Genomic DNA, 24,096 nt, shown 5'->3' on the forward strand with positions numbered 1-24,096 from the left:
TCTGCGAGCTGGCCTACCTGGACTCGAACCAAGACTAACTGAACCAGAATCAGTCGTGCTGCCAATTACACCATAGGCCACCGGGGCGCGATCCCTCCGAGGAGGGGATCTTGCTCGGCTTGCGCTTCCGGGGCTTTCCGGCCTTTCGGCCCGTTCCCCTCGGCGCAGGAAGAACATTACCTGAAGGTGGACGGTGCTCCAAAACGCGTATCCGCACGCAGCACCCGGGGCAGCTGGTGCAGGTCGGTGATGCGGGTCAGCTCGGGCCTGCCGCCGGTCCCTGCGCGGTCCAGCCAGATCCCCACCAGGCCCGCGTCCACGGCCCCCCGGGCGTCGATGTCCGGCTGGTCTCCGACGTACGCCACCTGGTGGGGGCGCAGGTCAAGGGCGGTGCAGGCGGCGTGGAAGGCCTCGGGGGCCGGCTTGGCCACCCCGAGCTCGGCCGCGCACACCACGGCCTCGAAGCGGTCCCGTACGCCCAGGGTGCGGAGCTTGTGGTCCTGGTTGTGGATGCTGGAGTTGGACAGCACGCCGTGACGGTAGTCACGGGCCAGCAGGTCGAGGACGGGCAGGGCGTCGGGGAACAGCTCCCAGGCGGCCTCGTAGTGGACCACGTAGCGGTCGAACCAGCCGTCGGCCTCGACGGCGGTGAGCTCCGGCCGCCCGAGGAAGTCCCGCACCCGGTGGCGCCGCTGGTCCTGGAAGTCCCCGCCCTCGGCCTCGTAGCGGCGCCAGTGCAGCTCCGTGAGCTCCTTCCAGCGCAGCAGGGCCTCCTCGACGGTGCCGTACCCGCCGAGCAGCCCCTCGGCCGCGAGATGCGCCCGCATCCCGGCCCGGTCCGCGCTCGCGTAGTCGAAGATCGTGTCGTCGATGTCCCAGAGCACCGCGCGGATGGTCATGGAACGACGTTACCGTCCCTGAAGACCGAGCGGGAGTGAGTGGTCATGCCGGGAGATCGAGATCGCGGGGGGCGACGCGGAAGTCGGTGACGAAGCACACGACCTCGCCGGCGGTGTCCCGCCCGATCCAGGTCGGATAGCAGCCGTCACCCCAGCCCGAGGTGAAACCGGCCAAGGTGTGGCCGTCCTCCCCCTCTGCCATGAAGACGGCCGGCCCGTGCCCGACGGTCGCCATCGCGTCCCACACGGCACCCTCCTCGTCCTCGGTACCGGGAAAGGCGCCATCGACGGAGGCGTCGTAGAAGCAGCCGGTCCCCGCGTCCACGCCGTATCCGAAGATCTCGTCCTCATCGAGCTCGGCGAGGTCGTCGCCCGGAATCAGGGCGAGCTCCCAGGCGGCGGCCGGGGTGTCGCGGACGACGAGCCGGGCGGCGGCGATCCGGGTGTGCGGCCGCGTCCCGGGCCTGTCCTGGGGATCGACGAGCGTGGCGACGGCGGCGTCCACGCGGTAACGACCGGGGCTCACCTCGACGGTGAAGGGTTCCGCGTCTCCGGTACCCAGGTACACGAAGGGATCGCAGGCCACCAGCCGGCCGGTGGGCAGACCCAGCTCTCCGACCTCGACGACGGACAGGGTCCCGCGCTGGACCTGCCCCTCGGGGGAGCTCGCGGCCTCCGCGTACACGGCGTGCGCGTGCCGCCGATCGAGACCGGCGGCCACCGCCTGCTCGACGGCGGCCGTGGCGGCGAAGTCGAGCGGCAGGAACTCGAGGCCGGGCAGCGCCCCGGCATGCTCGACGACCCGGCGGTTCCAGGCTTGCCACGAGTGCCGCCGGGGCACTTCCGACGCCGATCCGTTCCGCAGCCGCCACGGGAAGGACAGCAACCGAGAACGGGGAGGGCGGCAGCCGAGCATGGCTGCCGCCCTCCCCGTTCAGGTGTCGACTACGCGCCGGCGAGCTTCGCCAGGGCCGCGTCGATGCGGGCGAGGGTCTTGTCCTGGCCCAGGATCTGGAGGGACTCGAAGAGCGGCAGACCGACCGTACGGCCGGTGACGGCGACACGGACCGGGGCCTGGGCCTTGCCGAGCTTGAGGCCGTGGGCCTCACCGGCGGCCAGGACCGCGTTCTTCAGGGACTCCGGGTCGTTCCAGTCGGCGGCCACGAGCTTCTCGCGCGCGGTGGTGAGCAGGGCGGCGGGCTCGCCCTTCATCGCCTTGTCCCAGGAGGGCTGGTCGAGGACCGGCTCCTTGAGGAACAGGAAGTCGACGTTGGCCGTGATGTCCGACAGGACGGTCAGGCGGGTCTGGGCGTAGGGGGCGATGGCCTCCCAGGCGGCCCGGTCGAAGTCCTCCGGGGCCCAGTTGGCGTGGGGGGCGTTCAGCCAGGGCTCGCACGCCGCGGTGAAGTCCTTCACGTCCAGCATGCGGATGTGGTCCGCGTTGATGGACTCGGCCTTCTTGAGGTCGAAGCGGGCCGGGTTGGCGTTGACGTCCGCGATGTCGAACTTCTCGACCATCTCGGGGATGGTGAAGAGGTCCTGGTCGGCGGAGAAGGACCAGCCGAGGAGGGAGAGGTAGTTGAGCAGGCCCTCCGGCAGGAAGCCGCGCTCCCGGTAGAGGTTGAGGGAGGCCTGCGGGTCGCGCTTGGAGAGCTTCTTGTTGCCCTCGCCCATGACGTACGGCAGGTGGCCGAAGGCCGGGATCTCCTTGGCGACGCCCAGCTCGATCAGCGCCTTGTAGAGCGCGATCTGCCGCGGGGTGGAGGAGAGCAGGTCCTCGCCGCGCAGGACGTGGGTGATCTCCATCAGGGCGTCGTCGACCGGGTTGACCAGGGTGTACAGCGGGGCGCCGTTGGCGCGCACGATGCCGTAGTCCGGGACGTTGTCCGGGGTGAAGGTGAGCTCGCCGCGGACGAGGTCGGTGAAGGTGATCGGCTCGTCCGGCATGCGGAAGCGGACGATCGCCTCGCGGCCCTCGGCCCGGTAGATCTCGACCTGCTCGGCGGACAGCTCGCGGCAGTGGCCGTCGTAGCCGGAGGGCCGGCCGGCGGCGCGGGCGGCCTCGCGGCGCTCGTCGAGCTCGGTGGCGGTGCAGTAGCAGTGGTACGCGTAGCCGCCGGCGAGCAGCTTGTCGGCGACGTCCTTGTAGATGTCCATCCGCTGCGACTGCCGGTAGGGCTCGTGCGGGCCGCCGGTCTCGGGGCCCTCGTCCCAGTCGAGGCCGAGCCAGCGCAGCGAGTCGAGCAGCTGGTTGTACGACTCCTCGGAGTCGCGCGCCGCGTCGGTGTCCTCGATGCGGAAGACCATGGTGCCCTGGTTGTGCCGGGCGAAGGCCCAGTTGAAGAGGGCGGTGCGGACCAGGCCCACGTGGGGGTTGCCGGTCGGGGAGGGACAGAAACGTACGCGGACGTTCGCGTTAGCCACGCTTGATCACCCTGTTGGTGAGAGTGCCGATGCCTTCGATGGTGACGGCGACCTCGTCGCCGACGTTGAGGGGGCCGACCCCGGCGGGGGTGCCGGTGAGGATGACGTCGCCCGGGAGCAGCGTCATGGCCTCGGAGATGTGGACGACCAGGTCCTCGATGGAGCGAACCATGTCGCTCGTACGACCGAGCTGGCGCTGTTGCCCGTTGACCGTGGCCTGGATGGTCAGGTCGCTCGGATCGAGGTCGGTCTCCACCCAGGGGCCCAGCGGGCAGGAGGTGTCGAAGCCCTTGGCGCGGGCCCACTGGGCCTCGCGCTTCTGGACGTCGCGGGCGGTGACGTCGTTGGCACAGGTGTAGCCGAAGACGACGTCCTTCACGCGCTCGCGCGGAACCTCGCGGCACATGCGGCCGATGACCACGGCCAGTTCGGCCTCGTGGTGCAGCTCGTTGGAGAAGGAGGGGTACTCGATGGCGTCGCCGGGGCCGATGACCGAGGTCGTGGGCTTGAAGAAGGCCACCGGGACCTCCGGGACCTCGTTCCCGAGCTCCTTCGCGTGCTCCGCGTAGTTGCGGCCGATGGCCACGACCTTGTTGGGGAGCACCGGGGGCAGGAGCCGGACCTTGCTCAGCGGGACCTTCGTGCCGCTGAGCTCGAAGTCGGTGTACGGGATGCCCTTGATGATGTCGAGGACCAGGCCGCCGGACTCGACGGTTCCCTCGCCCTCGACGGCGCCGAAGGCGACATTGCCGTCGATGGAGAATCTGGCGATGCGCACGAGTGCTGTCGCCCCTCACTTGCTACTGGCTGGAGTCTGACGCTCCAGGCTAACGCGGCGGGAGGCGGCGGACCGGCGGTTATACCGGTCCCGGACGGGCCTGTCGGCGCCGGACGGGTCAGCGGCCCGCCGAGGCGTAGGGCTGCGGCTCGTAGGGAGCCGGGGCCTGCATGAGGATCGTGCGGCGCGGGTTGGCGGTGTTGCCGGGGAGCTCGGCGGCGTACTCGGGCAGGGCGCCCCGGTCCAGCTGCGCGGCGTCCGCCAGGTGGACGAGGGTGGAGCGCCGGGGGTTGGCCGTGGTGCGGAGTACGGACGTCGTCTTCATCGCGGTGTCGAACCCTTTGTCTGCGGTGGGGGGCGCCCGCGCGGGGGCGTGGGCAGAGCGACCCATCTTGTCAAAGCGTCAGGCTAAACATGCAATTCCCTTCGATTGCACGGCGGATCCAACGGACTACGTGTGAGTTTGCTCACCACTTGAGGAACAATCCGGGCATTACGCACCGCCCCCAGGGGTCACCGAAACGGACATTCCGCTACTGAATGCTCCATTCCGCTCCTGATCATCGCGACTGGGACACCCCTCCCTCCCTGCCGTTTCACGGAGATACGCCCGATTCCTCCGTGATCATCTTCTACATGGGGTGACACGACGTTCACACGTTGTCATCCCCTTCGCGACGCGCCCCACGGCCCTTGTTGGAGATCCGGCACTGTGCTGGAATTCCACGCACCGTCGCGGGTTTGAGGCCGGCGCGCAGGGGGCGCAACGCAGCGCCGGCCGAGTGGCGGGAGACAGGGGGGATCTGCGCCGGTCACCGACGACCACCACTGGGGTGCACCTGCGCCCCACGACGCCGACACCGTCCTCTCCGTTCACCCGGAAGGACGCCTGGTCCAGAGGTTGCGACGCTAGTGCAGGGACGTTTCAAGAGGGATGGCACGGGCTCTTCCCAGGCCCGCAAGGGCCGTGGGGAAACTCCGGCGGAGCAGGAGCCGCGTGCCGGGACCCACCACGGTTCCCCGGCCTCGCACCCCCAGAACACCGGGAAGGGCGAGGGCGGTGACTCCGCCGCGCGCGGAACCGCCGCCGACGCCGCGGCAGAGCACGCCCCGCTGCCCAAGCTGAAGTCCGACAACCAGGTCGGGCCCCGAATAGCCCTGCGCAACTGGCGCATCTCCACCCGCCTGGTCGCCCTGCTGACCCTCCCCGTGGTCGCGGCGACCAGCCTCGGTGGCATCCGTATCAGCGAGTCCTTGCAGGACATGGAGCAGCTGGACAACATGCAGCTGCTCACCAAGCTGACCAAGGAGGCCACCAACTTCGCGGAGGCCCTCCAGGAGGAGCGCGACCTCTCCGCCGGTCCGCTCGCCAACGGCAACTCGCCGAGCGACTACCAGGTCTCCAACCCGCGCAAGAAGGCCGACCGCGCCTACAAGGCCTTCCTCGACGCGACCAACGACATCCCGACCGTCGAGGACGACGAGTCGCTGCGCAACATCCGGCAGAACGTCAGCCAGATCGCCGCGCAGGTCAGCCAGCTGCACAACATCCGCGCCACCGCGTACAAGAAGAACATCGCGAACTCGGTGACGGTCGAGGCCTACAGCCGTCTCATCCGCTCGCTGCTCAGCCTGTCCCAGGACATGGCGCAGGCCACCAGCAACCCGGAGATGATCAAGCGGACCCGCGCGCTCGCCGCGTTCTCGTCCGCCAAGGAGTACGCCTCCATCCAGCAGGCGATCATCGCCTCCGCGCTGCCCCCGAACGACAGCCGCGCCGCCAGCCTCCAGCTCGGCGACCGGCTCTACGGCGAGGCCGCGCAGAACAGTGAGGGCGACGAGTTCAAGTCCTTCCGGGCGATCTACGAGTCGACCGGCGGCGACGCCGAGGAGCTCACCGCCTCGCTGACCAACGGCAACCCCTCGATCGAGGCGGCCGACAACTACGCGCAGCGGATGCTGAAGTCCGACCGCGGTCTGCCGGACGTCAAGCGCGGTCACCTGAACTTCACCGACGAGTACGGCACCAAGATGCGTGCCATGAAGACCATCGAGGCCACGCTGCTGGGCGAGATGGAGACCAAGGCCCGTGAGCTGCGCCAGGAGTCGCAGCGCGACGCCATCATCAACGGTGCCCTGATCCTCCTCGTCCTCGGCGTCTCCCTCGTCGGCGCCTTCGTCGTGGCCCGGTCCATGATCCGCTCGCTGCGCCGGCTCCAGGACACCGCGACCAAGGTCGCCCAGGAACGCCTGCCCGAGCTGGTCAAGCAGCTCTCCGAGTCCGACCCGCAGGACGTCGACACCTCCGTCGAGTCCGTCGGTGTGCACTCCCGCGACGAGATCGGCCAGGTGGCCGCGGCCTTCGACGACGTGCACCGCGAGGCGGTCCGCCTCGCCGCCGAGCAGGCCCTCCTCCGGGGCAACGTCAACGCGATGTTCACCAACCTCTCGCGGCGTTCCCAGGGCCTCATCCAGCGCCAGCTCTCCCTCATCTCCGAGCTGGAGTCCCGCGAGGCCGACCCGGACCAGCTGTCCTCGCTGTTCAAGCTCGACCACCTCGCGACCCGCATGCGCCGTAACGGTGAGAACCTCCTCGTTCTCGCCGGTGAAGAGCCCGGCCGCCGCTGGACCCGCCCGGTCCCGCTGGTCGACGTCCTCCGCGCCGCCGCCTCCGAGGTGGAGCAGTACGAGCGCATCGAGCTGGCCGCCGTCCCCGCGACGGACGTCGCCGGCCGCGTCGTCAACGACCTCGTGCACCTGCTCGCCGAGCTCCTCGAGAACGCCACCTCGTTCTCCTCGCCGCAGACCAAGGTCCGCGTCACCGGTCACGCCCTGCCCGACGGCCGCGTGCTGGTCGAGATCCACGACACCGGCATCGGCCTCTCCCCCGAGGACCTGGCCGCGATCAACGAGCGGCTCGCCTCGCCGCCCACCGTGGACGTCTCGGTCTCGCGCCGCATGGGTCTGTTCGTGGTCGGCCGCCTGTCCCTGCGACACGGCATCCGGATCCAGCTGCGCCCGTCCGACTCGGGCGGCACCACCGCGCTCGTCATGCTCCCGGTCGACGTCGCCCACGGCGGCAAGAAGCCCGTGCCGAAGTCCGGTGCGGGCGGCCAGGGCGCCGTGCCGCAGGGTGCCGGCGCCCCGGGCGGCCGCCTCACCGGCGGTCCCGGTGCGGCCGGTGGTCCCGGTGCCCCCGGCGGACTTCCGGGCGGTGCCCCTTCCGCGCCCGGCGGCCGGCTCGGTGCCGCCGCCGGAGCGACCCGCGGCGCGCTGCCCGGCCGGGACGGCGCCCAGCGCCCGAACGGCCCGCAGGGCGGCCAGGGCGGCCCCAACCTCTTCCAGGAGCGCTCGCAGCAGGCTCCCGCGCCCGTCCAGGCGCAGGGTCCGCAGACCGCTCAGCTCCCGCCCGTTCCGCAGGAGCCGCAGCGACCCGGCCTCGGCGCCGGTTCGCCCGGCGGCTTCGGCGGCGGCGCGCAGAGCGCGATCCCGTCCCGTACGGACGTGTGGGGCGGCCAGGGCGGCCGGCCCGCACAGGCCCCGCAGAACGACTTCCCGCACGCCGAGCTCCCCGGCGGCAACCCGCAGCAGCAGCAGCAGCGCCCGCAGGCCGCGAGCTGGGGCAACGAGCAGGTGCAGCCGGTCCGCCGGCCGCAGCAGGACATGACGCCGCTGGACGCGCCTCGTGGTCACGAGGAGCCGGAGAACGCGGGCCGTTACGCGCAGCCCGACGGTCCCGGTTCCACCGGCCAGTTCCCGCGCCCGGACTTCGGTGTGCCGCAGCAGGCCCCGCAGCCGATGGCTCCGCAGGGCTACCAGGGCAGTGCCCAGGACCCGGCGTCCACCGCGCAGTTCCCGCGGCCCGACTTCGGTGCGCCGCAGCAGGCGCCCCAGCAGCCCCAGCAGCAGCAGGCGTTCGGCCAGCAGCCGTACGTCCCGCAGGCGCAGGCTCCGCAGGCCCAGCAGCACGCCCCGCAGGCACCGGCCCCGCGCCAGCGGACCGCGAACCAGCCGCAGCAGCCCCAGCAGCCGCAGCTCCAGCAGCCGCGTCAGCCCGAGGCGCTGCCGGCGGCCGGCTCCGGTGACGGGCGTACCCCGCTGTACGACACGCTGGAGACCAACTGGTTCCGCCAGGAGCAGGGCCAGGCGCCCGCTCCGACCGGGCAGGGCCACGCCCCCCAGCAGGCTCCGACGCAGGGCGTCCCGGACGTCGAGCGGACGATGCAGACGCCCGTGGTCCCGCAGCGCCCCGGCACCAGTGCCCCGCAGCGGCCCGGTACGAGCGCTCCGCAGCGGCCCGGTACGAGCGCTCCGCAGCGGCCCGGTACGACGGCCCCGCAGCAGCCGGACGCCGGCCGGCAGAACGGCGGGGCCGCCTGGCGGACCTCGCCCAACGACGAGCTGGTGCGCCAGGCCGAGCGGGTGCGCAAGCCCGCGGCCGGCGGTGTCACCACCTCCGGGCTTCCGCGGCGCGTGCCGCGGGCCAACCTCGTGCCCGGGACCGCCCAGGAGCAGGCCAACACGGCCGGCCCCCAGGTGTCCCGCGCACCCGACGACGTCCGCGGCCGACTCACCAATCTGCGTCGCGGTATCCAGCAGGGCCGTCAGGCGGGCAACTCCACCACGGGTTCCTTCAATCTCGGTCCGACCCAGCAGCAGGAGCGTTAGTTGAGCGCGATGAGCCAGGCGGCGCAGAATCTGAACTGGTTGATCACCAATTTCGTGGACAACACCCCCGGGGTGTCCCACACGGTGGTGGTCTCCGCCGACGGACTGCTCCTTGCCATGTCCGAAGGGTTCCCCCGCGACCGTGCCGACCAGCTGGCGGCGGTCGCGTCCGGACTGACCTCGCTGACCGCGGGGGCGTCCCGGATCTTCGAGGGCGGACCCGTCGCCCAGACCGTCGTGGAGATGGAGCGCGGCTTCCTCTTCCTGATGTCCGTCTCGGACGGCTCCTCGCTGGCCGTGCTCGCCCACCCGGAGTGCGACATCGGCCTCGTGGGCTACGAGATGGCGCTCCTCGTGGACCGGGCGGGCAGTGTGCTCACCCCGGATCTGCGGGCCGAGCTCCAGGGCAGCCTGCTCCACTAGCTCCACCGACCCCGCCCTTTCATGTAACGCGAACCCGAAACCGACACGCACGGGTCGGTGCGCCCCTCCGCACCCGACCTGGACCGTTCACCGTCCGGCCGCCCCAATCCGGCCCCCCACCGGCCCCATCAGACGGCAGAAGTCTCTGCTGTCACGCCCGGAGGATTCATGACCCCGCCCCCCGCCTCTCACGATCCGTACGGCGCGTCGATAGACGACGGCTACGGAGCTGAGGGCGACCAGCCGCTGGTCCGTCCCTATGCGATGACCGGCGGCCGGACCCGGCCGCGCTACCAGCTCGCCATAGAGGCACTGGTCAGCACCACGGCCGACCCGGCGCACCTGGCCACCCTGCTCCCCGAGCACCAGCGGATCTGCCACCTGTGCCGTGAGGTGAAGTCGGTGGCCGAGGTCTCGGCTCTGCTGTCCATGCCGCTCGGTGTGGCCCGCATCCTCGTGGCCGACCTGGCCGAGGCGGGCATGGTGGCCATCCACCAGCCGGGTAACGGAGAGGCCGGCGGCACGCCGGACGTGACACTGCTCGAAAGGGTGCTCAGTGGACTTCGCAAGCTCTAACGGCGGCGCGGCCCGTTCCACCACCAGCGCGAAGATCGTGGTGGCGGGTGGCTTCGGCGTGGGCAAGACCACGTTCGTCGGCGCCGTCTCCGAGATCAACCCGCTGCGGACCGAGGCCGTGATGACGGCCGCCTCGGCGGGCATCGACGACCTGACCCACACCGGAGGGAAGTCGACCACCACGGTGGCGATGGACTTCGGCCGTATCACCCTGGACCAGGACCTGATCCTGTACCTCTTCGGTACGCCCGGTCAGGACCGCTTCTGGTTCATGTGGGACGACCTCGTCCGCGGCGCCATCGGCGCCGTCGTCCTGGTCGACACCCGGCGGCTCGCCGACTGCTTCCCCGCCGTCGACTACTTCGAGAACTCGGGCCTCCCCTTCGTCATCGCCCTGAACGGTTTCGACGGCGCCCAGCCGTACACGCCGGACGAGGTGCGCGAGGCGCTGCAGATCGGGCCCGACACCCCGATCATCACGACCGACGCGCGCCACCGCGCGGACGCCAAGAGCGCGCTCATCACCCTCGTCGAGCACGCCCTCATGGCGCGTCTGAAGTAGTACACATCAAGGAGAAGTTGATATACGGCAGTTGTCGTAGAGATTTTGGGGGCGGTCTGTGTCCTTCGACACGACCGCCCCCGAGTTCATAACATTTCGACAGAGAATTCGGGCGCCTCGGACACCCGACGCATCCGATCGGTGCCACTGCGCTCACATGAGCCCCGCTTTTTGGCGGGGCTCGCTCTTTATGCCCGTTTTATCTCCGGCATGTGGCCCAAAAACCGGCTGCTTCGCACTGTTTGGAAGGGACCCCCTTCACGTGCTGGAATTCATGAACTCCCGAGTAGTACGGCCCTGAACGAAACACCCGGCACGACGTAGGTGCCGACGCCGAGAGGTTGTTGGTCGAGTGAGGCGAAGCAAGGAAAGCTCCGCAGAGCAGCAGACGCGGGGCAACTTCACGCCGCCGTCGCGCGCGGTGATCCCGCCCGCGGACGAGCCCGTGACGTCGCCGGCCCCGGTGCGCAAGGGCAGCTCCAGCAAGCTGTCGCCGCGCAACTGGCGCGTGCCCACCCGACTGAACGCCATCCTCCTCATACCCGTGCTCGTCGGGCTCGTCATGGGCGGCTTCCAGGTGAAGGCCGCCATCGACACCTGGCAGGAGGCGCAGGACGCCGAGAAGACGGCGCTCATCGTGCGCGCCGCCTCGGACTACAGCCAGGCGCTGCTCAACGAGCGTGACCTCACCGCCGCTCCCCTCCTCAAGGCCAAGACCCCCACGGACCGCGAGAGCGACGAGGTCACCCAGGCCTACGCCGCCACCGACGCCGCCAAGGTCAAGTTCGACGAGGCCGTCAAGAACATGCCGGGCGGGCAGGGCATGGAGCGCCGCCTCGGCCTCTTCCGCAACGCCGAGCCCAAGCTGACGGAGCTCCGCAAGGTCGCCTACACGCGCTCCCTGGACCCGGTGAACACCCAGCTGGGGTACACCGAGGTCCAGCACTACCTGATGGAGTTCTCCAACGAGCTCGGTCTGGGCACCGGCAACATCACCAGCTACGGCCGTACGGTCTACGCGATCCAGCTCGCGAAGGCCGCCGAGTCCCTGCAGCGGTCGATCGGCACCCAGCTCCTGGTCCGCCCCAGCAAGAAGGACGACGTCTTCGCGCAGCAGTCGGTTGCGTTCAACTCGTACAACTACCTGGAGCAGATCGCCCTCGGCGAGTACCAGTCGGGCGGCACCCAGGCCGACGTGGAGCGGCTCCAGCAGGTCATGGCGGGCAAGGCCGCCGAGGGCTCCAAGAAGATGGCGGCCCTGGGCATCGAACTGCCCAAGGGCGGCGGCAAGGACTCCTCCGTCTACGCCGGCGTCGCGCAGGCCATCGGCTCCGCCAAGGACGCCGACGCCCTCGCCGACCTGAAGCAGCAGGGCATCACCGCCGAGACCTGGGGCGCCGTCGCCACCGCCAAGTTCGACGGCTACACCGAGGTCGAGAAGGAGCTCGTCGACAAGGCCGTGACCGAGGCCGCCGACATCTCCGACGAGGCCAAGACCGACGCCTGGGTCATCGGCGGCATCGTCGTCGTCGCCCTCCTCGCCGCCTTCATCCTGGCCGGGATGATGGCCCGCCAGATGAGCCGCTCGATGCGCGAGCTGCGCACCGCCGCCTTCGGCATCGCCGAGCAGCGCCTGCCGATGCTCGTCGACCAGCTGTCCCGTACCGAGCCCGGCCGGGTCGACACCCGCGTGCAGCCCATCCCGATCGACTCCCAGGACGAGATCGGCGAGGTCGCCCGCGCCTTCGACCAGGTGCACCGCGAGGCCGTCCGGCTCGCCGCCGAGCAGGCCATGCTCCGGGGCAACGTCAACGCGATCTTCACGAACCTGTCGCGCCGCAACCAGTCCCTGATCGAGGGCCAGCTGACCCTCATCACCGACCTGGAGAACAACGAGGCCGACCCGGACCAGCTGGAGAACCTCTTCCGCCTGGACCACCTGGCCACCCGTATGCGCCGCAACGGCGAGAACCTCCTCGTCCTCGCCGGCGAGGAGCCGGGCCGCCGCTGGGACCAGCCGGTCCCGCTGGTCGACGTCATGCGCGCCGCCGCCTCCGAGGTGGAGCAGTACGAGCGCATCGACATCGCCGGCGTCCCCGAGGCCGACATCCACGGCCAGGCCGTGACCGACCTCGTGCACCTGCTCGCCGAGCTCCTGGAGAACGCCACCACGTTCTCCTCACCGCAGACCAAGGTCCGCGTCACCGCGACCCGTCTCCCCGACGGCCGCGTCATGGTCGAGATCCACGACAAGGGCATCGGCCTCACCGCCGAGGACTTCGCGGACATCAACCACAAGCTGGCCAACCCGCCGACCGTGGACGCCGCCGTCTCGCAGCGCATGGGCCTGTTCGTGGTCGGCCGACTCGCCGACCGGCACGGCATCCGCGTCCAGCTGCGCCCCTCGGGCGAGCAGGCCGGCACGACCTCGCTGGTCATGCTGCCGGACGCGATCACGCACGGCGGTGGCGGCGAGCAGCCGCTGCACGACGACTTCACCGTCTCGCAGATGATCCCGCAGCAGGCGCAGACCGCCTTCGACCCGCAGCCGCAGCCGATGCGCACCGCGGCGGAGCTCGGCTTCGACGACTCGCGCTACGAGCAGCCTGCCGACGACCGCCAGCTCGACCCGGTCAACCGCTCGCTGATGCGCGAGGAGCGCCGGGCGGCCCTGGAGGCCCAGGCGCAGGGCGGCGACCAGCCGCTGTTCCAGGACGAGCCCGCCCCGGCCGCGCAGCCGCAGCAGACGTTCGTACAGCAGGAGCACGAGCAGGACTACGCAGCCGCGTACCCTGCCGAGTACGCGCAGGAGTACCCGCAGGGCCAGGACGCGTACGGCTATGCGCAGCAGGGTTACGAGGGCTACGAGCAGCCCGCCGACGGCTACTCCCACCAGGCGTATGCGGAAGCTGCGTACGACGGTGGCCAGGGCGGCCACGCGGGGTACGAGAACGCCTACGAAACCCAGCCCCACCAGGGTGACTGGCAGCAGCAGGCCGGCTACGGCGACGGCTACGCGCAGGAGTTCGGGACGGAATCGGAATCCGTCCAGGTCGCTCCCGAACAGGACCGCGAGCGCGTAGGCTTCGACCGTCCGGGTGCCACGCCGAGTCCCACCCCGGACGCCGGCCACGCGCTGACCGACGCCGGTCTGCCGCGCCGCGGCAGCGTCGCCCCGCAGGCGCCGCAGACCCCGCAGGCACCGCAGCAGCCCGCGCCGCCGGCCCAGCCCGTGCGACCGGTCGTCGACGAAGCCGACGGCACCGGTGAATGGCGCTCCGCCAACGACGAGCGCTGGTCACGGGCCGAGAAGCTCCGCGACCCGAAGGCGGGCGGGGTCACCCCCTCCGGCCTTCCGCGACGGGTTCCCAAGGCCAACCTGGTCGAGGGAGCCGCGGAGACGACCCCGCAGGGCGGCCCCCAGGTCTCCCGCGCACCCGAGGACGTCCGGGGCAGGTTGAGCAACCTGCGCCGCGGCATCCAGCAGGGACGCAGCGCGGGAACGGACACGAACGGATCGGGCTTCGGCCCGGGCAACACCTACAACCAGGAGCGTTAGTGTGAGCGCGATGAGCCAGGCGGCGCAGAATCTGAACTGGTTGATCACCAACTTCGTGGACAACACCCCCGGGGTGTCCCACACGGTGGTGGTCTCCGCCGACGGCCTCCTGCTGGCGATGTCCGAGGGGTTCCCCCGGGACCGCGCCGACCAGCTGGCGGCGGTCGCGTCCGGGCTGACCTCGCTGACCGCGGGTGCGTCCCGGATCTTCGAGGGCGGCGCGGTCAACCAGACCGTCGTGGAGATGGAGCGCGGCTTCCTCTTCATCATGTCGATCTCGGACGGCTCCTCGCTGGCCGTGCTCTCCCACCCGGAGTCCGACATCGGCCTCGTGGGCTACGAGATGGCACTGCTCGTCGACCGCGCGGGAAGCGTCCTGACGCCCGACCTCCGGGCGGAACTTCAGGGAAGTCTTCTCAACTAACAGACAGACAGTGCGTTTCTCGCCACCGCACCGTAGGGTGCGGTGGCGCGGTTCCACGGGACATGGGGCCGCGAGGCAGTCGGAGGAGGAGACGTGGGCACACCCCCGGGCGGAAGCCCTTACAACGGTTTTGACGCGCACCAGGCGCCCCTGGGCGACACCGCGCAGAACCGCTTCAACTTTCCCTCCGCGCCGAGCAGACAGGGTGTTTCGCAGCCCTATCAGCAGCCGCAGACCCAGCCCATGCCCGCAGGCTCGCCGAGCGCGCCCGCCGGGCGGCGGGGCGGTGCGGGCGCCTCGGGCGGGAGCAACCCGCTCGTCCGGCCGTACGCGATGACCGGCGGCCGGACCCGGCCGCGTTACCAGCTCGCCATCGAGGCGCTGGTCAGCACGACGGCCGATCCGGCCCGGCTGCAGGGGCAGTTGCCCGAGCACCAGCGGATCTGCCGGCTCTGCTTCGAGATCAAGTCGGTCGCGGAGATCTCGGCCCTTCTCTCCATCCCCCTCGGCGTTGCCCGGATTCTCGTCGCCGACCTGGCCGAGGCCGGACTCGTCGCCATCCACCAGCCCGGCGGCGACGAGGCCGCCGGCGGTCAGCCAGACGTGACACTGCTCGAAAGGGTGCTCAGTGGACTTCGCAAGCTCTAACGGCGGCGCGGCCCGTTCAACCACCAGCGCGAAGATCGTGGTGGCGGGTGGCTTCGGCGTGGGCAAGACCACGTTCGTCGGCGCGGTCTCGGAGATCAACCCGCTGCGAACCGAGGCCGTGATGACGTCCGCGTCCGCGGGCATCGACGACCTCACCCACACGGGCGACAAGACGACGACGACTGTCGCCATGGACTTCGGCCGTATCACCCTGGACCAGGACCTGATCCTGTACCTCTTCGGTACGCCCGGTCAGGACCGCTTCTGGTTCATGTGGGACGACCTCGTCCGCGGCGCCATCGGCGCCGTCGTCCTGGTCGACACCCGGCGGCTCGCCGACTGCTTCCCCGCCGTCGACTACTTCGAGAACTCGGGCCTCCCCTTCGTCATCGCCCTGAACGGCTTCGACGGGCACCAGCCCTACAACCCGGAAGAGGTCCGCGAGGCCCTCCAGATCGGTCCGGACACCCCGATCATCACGACCGACGCCCGCCACCGCGCGGACGCCAAGAGCGCGCTCATCACCCTGGTGGAGCACGCGCTCATGGCCCGCCTGCGGTAGTCCCGACGGACGCCCTCGCACGAAGGCCCCCGCACCGTGTTCGGTGCGGGGGCCTTCGTCGTGTGCGTGCGGCGCGGGGGCCTTCGTCGTGTGCGTGCGGTCGCCCGGCCCCCGGGTACGCCGAGCGTCCCAGTCCCCCGGGTACGCCGAAGGCCCCCGTTCCCTTGCCGGGAGCGGGGGCCTTCGGGCCTCGGCTGGGTCAGCCCTGCCAGGAGTGCGAGGGGCGGAAGCCCGACTGGCGCTCCAGGCGGCGCCAGCCGGCCGTGGAGCGGCCGTGGTGGGCGGGCTCGGTGGGCTGTGCGGCGGCGCGGGCGAGGAGGACCGCGGTGATGGCGGCGAGCTCCTCGGGGTCGGCGTGGCCCTTCTCGACGCGGAGAAGGTTGGCTGTGGCAGGCGTGGTCACTTCGGTGGGCTCCTCTTACTGAGGCGGGTTGCCGTGCTTGCGGGACGGCAGGTCGGCGTGCTTGGTGCGGAGCATCGCGAGGGACTTGACCAGCACCTCGCGGGTCTCGGCCGGGTCGATGACGTCGTCGACCAGGCCGCGCTCCGCGGCGTAGTACGGGTGCATGAGCTCGGCCTTGTACTCCTTGACCATGCGCGCGCGCATGGCCTCGGGGTCCTCGGCCTCCGCGATCTGCTTGCGGAAGATGACGTTGGCAGCGCCCTCGGCACCCATCACCGCGATTTCGTTGGTGGGCCAGGCGTACGTCAGGTCGGCACCGATGGACTGCGAGTCCATGACGATGTACGCGCCGCCGTACGCCTTGCGCAGGATCAGCGAGATCCGGGGGACGGTCGCGTTGCAGTAGGCGTACAGCAGCTTCGCGCCGTGCCGGATGATTCCACCGTGCTCCTGGTCTACACCAGGCAGGAAGCCGGGTACGTCCAGAAGAGTGATGATCGGGATGTTGAAGGCGTCGCACATCTGAACGAAGCGGGCGGCCTTCTCGGAGGCCTCGATGTCCAGGACACCGGCGAGCGTCTGCGGCTGGTTGGCCACGATGCCCACGACCTGACCGTCCAGACGGGCGAGGGCGCAGATGATGTTGCGGGCCCAGCGCTCGTGGATCTCCAGGTAGTCGCCCTCGTCGACGAGCTCCTCGATGACCTTGTGCATGTCGTACGGGCGGTTGCCGTCGGCGGGCACGAGGTCCAGGAGCACGTCGGAGCGGCGGTCCGCCGGGTCCTCGGAGGGGACGGTCGGCGGGTTCTCGCGGTTGTTCTGCGGGAGCATCGACAGGAGGTAGCGCACCTCGGCGATGCAGGTCTCCTCGTCGTCGTACGCGAAGTGCGCGACGCCCGAGGTCTCGGCGTGCACGTCGGCGCCGCCGAGGCCGTTCTGGGTGATCTCCTCACCGGTGACCGCCTTGACGACGTCCGGGCCGGTGATGAACATCTGCGAGGTCTCGCGGACCATGAAGACGAAGTCGGTGAGGGCGGGGCTGTAGGCCGCGCCGCCGGCGCACGGGCCGAGCATCACGCTGATCTGCGGGATGACGCCGGACGCCTTGGTGTTGCGCTGGAAGATGCCGCCGTAGCCGGCGAGGGCGGAGACGCCCTCCTGGATGCGGGCGCCGGCGCCGTCGTTCAGGGAGACCAGCGGGGCACCGGCCGCGATGGCCATGTCCATGATCTTGTGGATCTTGGTGGCGTGGGCCTCGCCCAGCGCGCCGCCGAAGATCCGGAAGTCGTGCGCGTAGACGAAGACCGTGCGGCCCTCGACCGTGCCCCAGCCGGTGATGACACCGTCGGTGTACGGCTTCTTGGCCTCCAGGCCGAAGCCGCTGGCGCGGTGCCGGCGCAGCTGCTCGACCTCCTGGAACGAACCCGGGTCGAGCAGCAGCTCGATGCGCTCGCGAGCGGTCAGCTTGCCCTTCGCGTGCTGGGCCTCGGTCGCTCGGTCACTCGGGCCACGCCGAGCCTGCTCGCGCAGCTCGTGCAGCTCGGCCACACGGCCACGGGCGTCAGCGGGCTCGCTCGGGATCTGGTCCACAACGGTCATGTACCGACCCTACGAACTCCGCCAAGAAAACCCCGCCGTCGACTCCGTACAGTCTCGCGTGTCGAATCCTGGTGGGGCTTGACAGAAGCATCACCCCACCAGGCCGAGTCAACAGCCAGACACCCCAGGTGATTGTAGGGTTTCTACACAAGAAGATCACAACGGTGCGTGGCGCCCGCGGTACCCGGCGTGATCCGCAGGCGCAGTCCACCGGTCCCGGCGGCGAGCACCTCCACCGAGGCGTCCCGGGCGCGCACCGCCTTGACGGGACGGTCCCAGACCAGCTCGTAGGGCTGTCCGGTCCGCGGCGGTTCGCTCGTCCGCAGCGTCACCGTGTCCCTGGTGCGCCGCAGCAGCACGCTCGCGGGCGCGGCGACGGTGAGGCGGTCCACCGTACCGGCCCGCCAGAAGTTGACGGCGGTCAGTCCGAGGGACGGGACGGCGACGGCCTGCCGGTCGGCGCCGTTGGCGAGGATCCGCAGCCAGCCCGGATCGGCGGCCCGGGCGGCGAGCGTCCGCGGAGCGGCGCCCGGCATCAGGAGGTAGGCGTACGAGGCGTCCGCCGGGTCCGTGCCGTGGTCGAACCAGAGGGTCTGGTAGCGGCGGGTGCGACGCTCGGTGGAGCTGGTGGTGTTGATGTCGCTCCAGGCGCCGGTGCGGTCCTCGCGCAACGTGCGCAGGTTCCCCGTACCGCCGGGGAAGACCCAGCCGCCGTGCCCGGCCAGATGGGCCCAGCCCGGGCCGGTCGTGAACGCGGCCGTGCCGTTCTCGCCCAGGCACCGGTTGTCGACGATCGTCTCGACCGGCACCCCGTCCGCGGCGCTGATGCCGGCGCCCAGGCAGATCACGGCGTCGGCGGCGCAGAACCAGGACTTGCGGGCCTCCAGGGTGGAGCCGAGGCCCTTGAGGTGCTGGCCCACCGCCGCGAACTCCCCGTCGGTGGCGCCGCCGACCCACTGCACGGCCGGCCTGGGCGCGCCCCACTCGCCGCCGGCCCGGTCGGCGAGGCGCTGGGTGGAGACGGTGGTGCCGGGCAGCCTGTAGGGGTCGACGGTGGGCCAGAACCAGTCCGTGTACTGCCCGCCCTGGCCCCGCGTCCACCAGGAGAGCATTCCGGCGCCGGTGTGCCAGCCGCGCGGGTTCTCGCCGTTGCCGCACTCGTAGTGGGAGATGCGCTCGGAGGCCATCGAGAGGTTGGCGGCCCAGCCGGGCCGGCGGTGCACGGCCCGGTCCATGGACGCGAAGAGCCGGTGCTCGGTGGGCTCGGGGGCGGCGGGCACCGGAGAGGCGGCGACGGCGTGCAGCCGGGCGAGGTCGGCGACGCCGAACTGCCGGGCGGCGAGGATCGGGGCGACGGTGTCGCGCTCGATCCAGCCCTTCACCCGGGCGTGCCAGCGCTCGCGCTCGGCCGGGCTCGCGCCACCGGCGAGCAGCGCGATGGCGGCGATGACGCCCTGACCGTGGAAGTGGTCGGAGCGCAGGATCCTCCGCTCGTCGCTCTTGAGGTAACCCCGGCTGATGGCCCGCCCGTTGACGCTGTCCATCATCAGGCCGTCGTGGACGAGGGGGGCGTAGGCGTGCTCGACACTGTCGAGGACGATCTGCCGGGCCGGGTCCACGACCTGCCAACGGGAGCCGGCGAGCAGGGTGAAGAGCCGCCCGAGGCCGTCGAGCATGACCTGGCCGTAGGTGCCGGAGTAGGCGACCCAGGTGTGCTGCACGAAGGAGCCGTCGGCGTAGAGGCCGTCGCCCTTGGTGACGTACGGGAAGACGGGCGAGAGGGCGTCGCGGGCGAGGGCGATCTTGGCGGGGTCCGCACCGACCACCCCACGGACCGCGACCGAGCGGCACAGGTCGACGCGGTTGGCCCCGGTGGAGGTGCCGGTGTAGGAGCCGAGCGCGCCGTCGGGGACGAAGTGGTCGACGGCCGCGCAGGCGGCCGCGACCCGGTCGGCGCCGAGCAGCGGGTGGAGGGCGGCGACGATGTCCATGAGGAGGCGCGGGGAACCGATCTGCCACTCCCACCAGTTGCCGTAGCGCTGGACGCCCGGCTTGTAGATCCGCTCGGAGAGGTGGTCGAGGCCGCGCAGGACGTCGGCGAGCAGGGCGGGGTCGCCGGTGAGGCCGGTGCCGTCCTGGAGGTAGGCCTGGGTCATGGTCCACAGCCGGCTGTAGCTCTGGGTGATGCCGGCCGGCGGGTCGAAGGCGTAGCCGGGCCAGAGGGTCGTCGCGGTGGGGGCCATGGTGCTCTGGAAGGTACGGGCGAGGGTGCCGGTCTCGGCAAGCCGGGACGCGTAGGGCTCGGCCCCGGCGTCGTAGCCGGAGCCGAGCTGGAGGCCGACCCAGCGCCGCCGCAGGGTCTCGAACTCGTCCTCGGCGGCGCGGGCCTGGGGCGCGAGGGCGAGGGCGGTCGCGGCGGCGGAGCCGACGGCGAGGAAGGTGCGGCGGGACCAGTGGGGAACGGGCACGGAAGCCTCCCGGAGGAAGAGGTGTAGACCGGTTGGCGCCCGGTGTAGCACCGGCTCTCGGACGCAATCAATGAGCACGACGGCGTCGACCGAAAGCGCTTTCTCCCCAGCCTGGTCACCGCCTCGCGGTCCGCCCGTCCCGCTAACCGCCGCAGTGGAAGCGCGCGTTCCCCCAGTCCGCGTGGTCGTTGCCGTTCCCGTCGCCGCCGTCGCCGACGACGAGCTCGACGTAGGAGGCGCCGGTGACGTCGGCCGTGAGTGCCCAGGCGCTGTCGGCGGCCCTGAGGACCGGCGACTTCGCCCTCTCCGCGCCGTCGGCGAGCACGCTGAACTGCACGGAGCCGCGGCTGGTCTGGACGTCGTCCACGCCGACCTCGGCGGTGAGGGAGGTGCAGCGCCCGCCCAGGTAGTAGCGGACCTTCGCCGGCGCGTGGGTGCCCAGGCCCTTGGCGTAGGCCACTCCCCCGATCCGCAGCGGGCTGCCGTCACCGGCGCCGGTCTCGCCGTTGGACAGGTCCTTCTCGACGGGGCCCCAGCCGTTGCTCGCCGAGGTCCAGTCGAGGTCGCTCGCCCAGGCGTCGGCGGTGGGCGGCGGAGGCAGGGTACGGACGGTGGTCGCCGCGGTCAGCCTCCGGGGCGCGCCGTCGATTCGGTACGCGACGCTCGCGCCGAGCTCGTACGGCCGGTAGGCGGCGTCCACGGGCGGGGTGACCCGCCAGGTGGCGGTGACCGTCGCGCCGGCGGCGACCGGGTCGAGGACGACGGGCGCGGCGGGTTCGGCGGTCCAGCCCTCGGGGAGGGCGAGCGTGGCCTCCGCTCCGGGGACGGCGGTGGCCTCGTCGTTGCCGAAGGTGGCGGTGACGGTGTGGGGCCGGCCGGGCTCCAGGGTGTCGGGCGCGGTCAGGGCGAGGGTGCCGCAGGCGGCGCGCTCGGGGGCCGGGCCGAGGTCGGTGACGGTGAAGCGGTCGAGGACGAAGTCGGCGCCGTCGGGGGCGTCCGCGCGCTTGCGCAGCCCGGTCCAGGTGTCGCCGCAGCCGGCGGTCACGGTCTCGCTGAACCGTCCGGTCGTGCGCTGTTGTCCGATCGGCGTGCGGCGGGTCTCGACGGGGGCGCCCGGCCCGTTCGTACGGTCGTAGCCGGTGACCCACTCGTAGGCGCCGGCGTGACTGGACTGGTAGGCGTACTCGACCCGGTAGGCGTGGCCGTCCTTCATGGGGACGGTCCAGGGCGCGGTCCGGTAGACCAGGCCGCTGTTCTCGTCGTGCGACTTGAGGGACTCGGCCCCGTCGAGGACGTCGTCGATCGCCTTTCCGTTCCAGCCGGCCTGGGTGTAGGGGGCGTGCAGCTGGGCGATGTGGGTGCGCGGGTCGGTGGTGCCGCCGGCGTCACCCTTGAGGAACGGACCCCAGCCCTGGTCGACGGCCTCGAAGTCCTCGTACACGAGGGCTCCGTCCTTCGTCGCCGGGTCGTCGGCCACGATCCGGACGTCGTCGACGCGGACACCGGCGGTCGAGCCGCCGGCCGCCTCGATCGTCAGCGGGGTGCTCCCGGTGGCGGGGGCGGTGAAGGTGACCTTGGCGCGCTGGAGGCGGGTGCCGTTCCAGTCGGAGGCGGCGACCCGGTCCTCGAGGGCCGAGCGCTCGACGGTCACGGACCAGCCGGCCACGGAGAGCGTGGTCGGCCGGGTCCGGCCGCGCTCGACCTCGACGAGGGCGGAGGCGGTGTAGCGGGCGCCGGGGGTGAGGCCGGTGATCCGCTGGCGCACGGAGGCGGGGGCTGACCCGCTGAACTTCGCACTGTTGCGGCCCTGGGCGTCGGTGTCGCGGACGACGGTGCCGCTCCTGGTCCAGGAGCTCAGCCGGGCGTCGTTGAAGCCGGGGTCCCTGACCGGGGTGCCCTGGCCCCAGCGGGGGGCGGGCTGCTCGGGCGCCCGGTTCGGGTAGAGGACGTAGGGCTGTCCGGCGACGGCGTCGAGCGTGAGGCGGCCGTCGGCGGGCGTCACGGCGCCGACCTTGACCCGTCCGTTGTCCGTGAGCTTGTAGACGGTGTACGAGCCCGTGCCGGGCACGGCCCAACTCGTCCTTCCGCCCTGCTCGTTGTAGTGGTAGAGCTTCGCCCCGCCGGCCCAGGGCAGCAGGTACGCGTCGCCGTCGAGGACCTTGCGGCCGTGCTCGTAGAAGGTGCGGCTGCCGTTCTCGACGGTGCCGCGGACTCCGCCGGTGAACGTGATGTCGTTGCCGTCCCAGCGGGTGATCCGCTGGTGCTGGAGGTACTTGGCGGGCAGGTTGCGCTGCCAGACGTTGGCGGAGAAGGCGGTGTAGTCCGTCTCGCCGGTCCAGCCCTCGAAGTCGACGAGGGCGGTCTGGCCGAGCACCGGGTGGTCGTTCCAGACGTCCTTCTCACCGTTGCGGATGAAGCGGACGATCTGGGAGTTGAGGCCCTTGTTGGTGGCGCCGCCGTAGTCGAGGTCGTTGGCCCAGTGGGACCACAGGGAGGCGCGTTCGAACTTCTCGGACCACTCGGTGGCGACGTTCCAGCCCTGCGCCTGGACGGCTCGCACCGTCTTGTCGGCGATCCAGCCGTGCGTGTAGTAGACGTCGAGGTAGAGCATCGACAGGTTGGGGTCGGTCTCGTCGCGGAGCTGCTGGAAACGGCGGGCGAGGTCGCCGCTGTTCACGTCGCGCCGCTGGTCGATGTAGTAGCTCTGGTTCAGCCAGTTCCAGCCCGGCTTGCTCTTGTCGACGAGGGTCTCGCTGAAGTTCTTCGCCTCCGGGTACGACTCGGTGGCGTTGACGTGGACGCCGAAGCCGGCGCCCCACTTCCTGCCCTCCCGGAGCAGGGTGTTGAGGTCGGCGAGACCGCCGGCGCGCTTGTTGTAGTTGCCGCCGTAGTCGGGGTGTGCGGAGTCGTGGCCCTCGGAGCCGTAGCCCTTGAGCAGGGCGAACTGGCCGAGCCCGTCGGTGGCGAGGGAGATCCGCTTGACGTCGTCCAGGGTGCGCAGGAAGGGGTGGGTGGCGTTCGAGGCGAAGTTGAACGGGATGTGGGCGACGACCCGGTCCGGGGTCGCGTCGCTGCCCGGTGCCTTGACGCCGATGGAGCGGAAGGCGACGGCGCCGTCCTGCCAGTCGACGGTGCCGTCGGCGTTGGCGTCGGGGGTGACGACGACCTTGGCCCAGGGCAGGTCGGCGCCGCTCTCGGGGGCGGGCGCGCCCGCGCCGCGGTAGGTCCACTGGCCGGACCAGACGCCGACGCGGGTCTCCGCGGCGCCCGTGGCGGTGGTGCGGGTGCGGGCCTGGTGCCAGAAGCGGGCGCCGTCGCGGGCGGAGGCCCCGGAGGGCTTGTCGTAGGAGGAGTTGGACTCGACGGCGGCGGCGAGCTCCCCGGTGTGGAGGATCGCGTAGCTCGCGCCGGTGGCGGCGGCCTCGGCCGGGGTGGCGGAGGTGAGCTTGGTGAAGACGTCGGCGGTCCGGGTGGAGTCGGGGTCGAGCCGGGTGAAGGCGGTCGTGGCGCCGTCGTCGGCGGAGCCGACGGACACCAGGTCGTGGCCGGGGATGTCGAGGGTGCCGACCCGGAAGGCCTCGGTGTCGCGGACGGCGGTGACCTGGAAGGTGGTGGCCCGGCCTCGGACGCTCAGGCGCGCGTCGATCTCGACCCCGGGCAGGGCCGGGAAGGTGAGGGTGTACGCGGCGGAGTCGCCGGTCACGACGGGGGCGGCCGCGGCCCGGACGGTGTAGCCGGTGCCGTTGAGGACGACCTGGGTGACGGGGGCGGTGGAGCCGAGCAGCCGGGCGCCGGTGGCCCGGTCGGTGTAGGACAGGACGCGGGGGAAGTCCTCGGCGACGGCGACCGCCAGCTGGTCGGAGCCGATGACGGCTTCGGCGCTCGCCCGCGGGGCTTCGGGGGCGCCGGCGCGGGCGGGTCCGGCGAGGGCGAGGACGACGGAGGCGGCGGCGGCCAGCGCGCAGGCCGTGCGCAGCCGCCGCGCCGCGGAAGGAGGGTATGGGTGCGACATGCGCACTAGTTGGCCCGGGCGCCGGATCACCGTCAACGAGATCGCGGCCTGTGGGGCCCGCCAGTCCAACAACCCCCTCCGGTTAGTCCAA

General features: G+C 71.4%; 17 protein-coding genes and 1 tRNA gene. 8 read left to right on the top strand and 10 right to left on the bottom strand.

The window, feature by feature from the left end:
- Nucleotides 1-8 precede the first annotated feature (8 nt).
- The 6 genes from AB0M16_RS31475 to AB0M16_RS31500 form a co-directional block, all read right to left on the bottom strand.
- Nucleotides 9-80, bottom strand: a tRNA-Gln gene (locus AB0M16_RS31475).
- Between the two features lie 96 nt (nt 81-176).
- Entirely contained in the window at nt 177-899 is a 723-nt protein-coding gene (locus tag AB0M16_RS31480; protein ID WP_365349005.1) for an HAD family hydrolase, read from the bottom strand.
- Between the two features lie 43 nt (nt 900-942).
- Entirely contained in the window at nt 943-1,584 is a 642-nt protein-coding gene (locus AB0M16_RS31485) for a DUF4241 domain-containing protein (protein WP_365349049.1), read from the bottom strand.
- A 260-nt stretch (nt 1,585-1,844) separates the two neighbouring features.
- The gene (gene gltX / locus AB0M16_RS31490; protein ID WP_365349007.1) at nt 1,845-3,323 is read right to left on the bottom strand and encodes a glutamate--tRNA ligase; all 1,479 of its coding nucleotides are present in this window, start codon (nt 3,321-3,323) and stop codon (nt 1,845-1,847) included.
- Nucleotides 3,316-4,101, bottom strand: a complete 786-nt coding sequence (locus AB0M16_RS31495) for a fumarylacetoacetate hydrolase family protein (RefSeq protein WP_365349009.1) — start codon at nt 4,099-4,101, stop codon at nt 3,316-3,318. The genes gltX and AB0M16_RS31495 overlap by 8 nt, the downstream gene beginning before the upstream one ends.
- A gap of 118 nt (nt 4,102-4,219) precedes the next feature.
- Nucleotides 4,220-4,426 carry a hypothetical protein gene (locus tag AB0M16_RS31500; protein WP_365349011.1) on the bottom strand — a complete coding sequence of 69 codons (207 nt, stop codon included), beginning with the start codon at nt 4,424-4,426 and terminating at the stop codon, nt 4,220-4,222.
- Nucleotides 4,427-5,013: 587 nt separating this feature from the next.
- On the opposite strand from AB0M16_RS31500, the gene AB0M16_RS31505 reads away from it, so the two are divergent.
- The 8 genes from AB0M16_RS31505 to AB0M16_RS31540 all read left to right on the top strand — a co-directional run bounded on the left by AB0M16_RS31505 (nt 5,014) and on the right by AB0M16_RS31540 (nt 15,523).
- A complete protein-coding gene (locus tag AB0M16_RS31505) occupies nt 5,014-8,769 on the top strand; it encodes a nitrate- and nitrite sensing domain-containing protein (RefSeq protein ID WP_365349013.1) in 3,756 nt (1,251 codons plus the stop codon).
- Between the two features lie 9 nt (nt 8,770-8,778).
- Nucleotides 8,779-9,192 carry a roadblock/LC7 domain-containing protein gene (locus AB0M16_RS31510; protein ID WP_030496942.1) on the top strand — a complete coding sequence of 138 codons (414 nt, stop codon included), beginning with the start codon at nt 8,779-8,781 and terminating at the stop codon, nt 9,190-9,192.
- A 168-nt stretch (nt 9,193-9,360) separates the two neighbouring features.
- A complete protein-coding gene (locus AB0M16_RS31515; RefSeq protein ID WP_128978535.1) occupies nt 9,361-9,768 on the top strand; it encodes a DUF742 domain-containing protein in 408 nt (135 codons plus the stop codon).
- Nucleotides 9,749-10,330 (top strand): ATP/GTP-binding protein, encoded by a 582-nt coding sequence (locus AB0M16_RS31520; protein ID WP_365349016.1) that lies wholly within the window; start codon nt 9,749-9,751, stop codon nt 10,328-10,330. Before AB0M16_RS31515 ends, AB0M16_RS31520 begins: the two co-directional genes overlap by 20 nt.
- Nucleotides 10,331-10,682: 352 nt before the next feature.
- Nucleotides 10,683-13,889 (top strand): nitrate- and nitrite sensing domain-containing protein, encoded by a 3,207-nt coding sequence (locus tag AB0M16_RS31525; protein WP_365349017.1) that lies wholly within the window; start codon nt 10,683-10,685, stop codon nt 13,887-13,889.
- A 10-nt stretch (nt 13,890-13,899) separates the two neighbouring features.
- Nucleotides 13,900-14,313 carry a roadblock/LC7 domain-containing protein gene (locus AB0M16_RS31530; RefSeq protein WP_189983704.1) on the top strand — a complete coding sequence of 138 codons (414 nt, stop codon included), beginning with the start codon at nt 13,900-13,902 and terminating at the stop codon, nt 14,311-14,313.
- Between the two features lie 93 nt (nt 14,314-14,406).
- Nucleotides 14,407-14,961: a DUF742 domain-containing protein gene (locus AB0M16_RS31535; protein WP_365349019.1), complete on the top strand. Its 555-nt coding sequence runs from the start codon at nt 14,407-14,409 to the stop codon at nt 14,959-14,961.
- On the top strand, nt 14,942-15,523 hold the full coding sequence (locus AB0M16_RS31540) for an ATP/GTP-binding protein (protein ID WP_046905430.1): 582 nt from the start codon (nt 14,942-14,944) through the stop codon (nt 15,521-15,523). Before AB0M16_RS31535 ends, AB0M16_RS31540 begins: the two co-directional genes overlap by 20 nt.
- A 199-nt stretch (nt 15,524-15,722) precedes the next feature.
- Here the strand turns inward: AB0M16_RS31540 and AB0M16_RS31545 are convergent, their stop codons facing one another.
- From AB0M16_RS31545 to AB0M16_RS31560, 4 genes are all read right to left on the bottom strand, one after another.
- Entirely contained in the window at nt 15,723-15,926 is a 204-nt protein-coding gene (locus AB0M16_RS31545) for an acyl-CoA carboxylase subunit epsilon (protein WP_365349021.1), read from the bottom strand.
- A 15-nt stretch (nt 15,927-15,941) separates the two neighbouring features.
- Nucleotides 15,942-17,525 (bottom strand): acyl-CoA carboxylase subunit beta, encoded by a 1,584-nt coding sequence (locus tag AB0M16_RS31550; RefSeq protein ID WP_365349023.1) that lies wholly within the window; start codon nt 17,523-17,525, stop codon nt 15,942-15,944.
- A 143-nt stretch (nt 17,526-17,668) separates the two neighbouring features.
- Nucleotides 17,669-19,993 carry a polysaccharide lyase 8 family protein gene (locus AB0M16_RS31555; RefSeq protein WP_365349025.1) on the bottom strand — a complete coding sequence of 775 codons (2,325 nt, stop codon included), beginning with the start codon at nt 19,991-19,993 and terminating at the stop codon, nt 17,669-17,671.
- Nucleotides 19,994-20,135: 142 nt separating this feature from the next.
- Entirely contained in the window at nt 20,136-24,005 is a 3,870-nt protein-coding gene (locus tag AB0M16_RS31560) for an endo-alpha-N-acetylgalactosaminidase family protein (RefSeq protein ID WP_365349027.1), read from the bottom strand.
- Nucleotides 24,006-24,096: the final 91 nt, after the last annotated feature.

Origin of the sequence: Streptomyces sp. NPDC051921 (genome assembly GCF_040680975.1) — a bacterium.
Classification (GTDB): domain Bacteria; phylum Actinomycetota; class Actinomycetes; order Streptomycetales; family Streptomycetaceae; genus Streptomyces.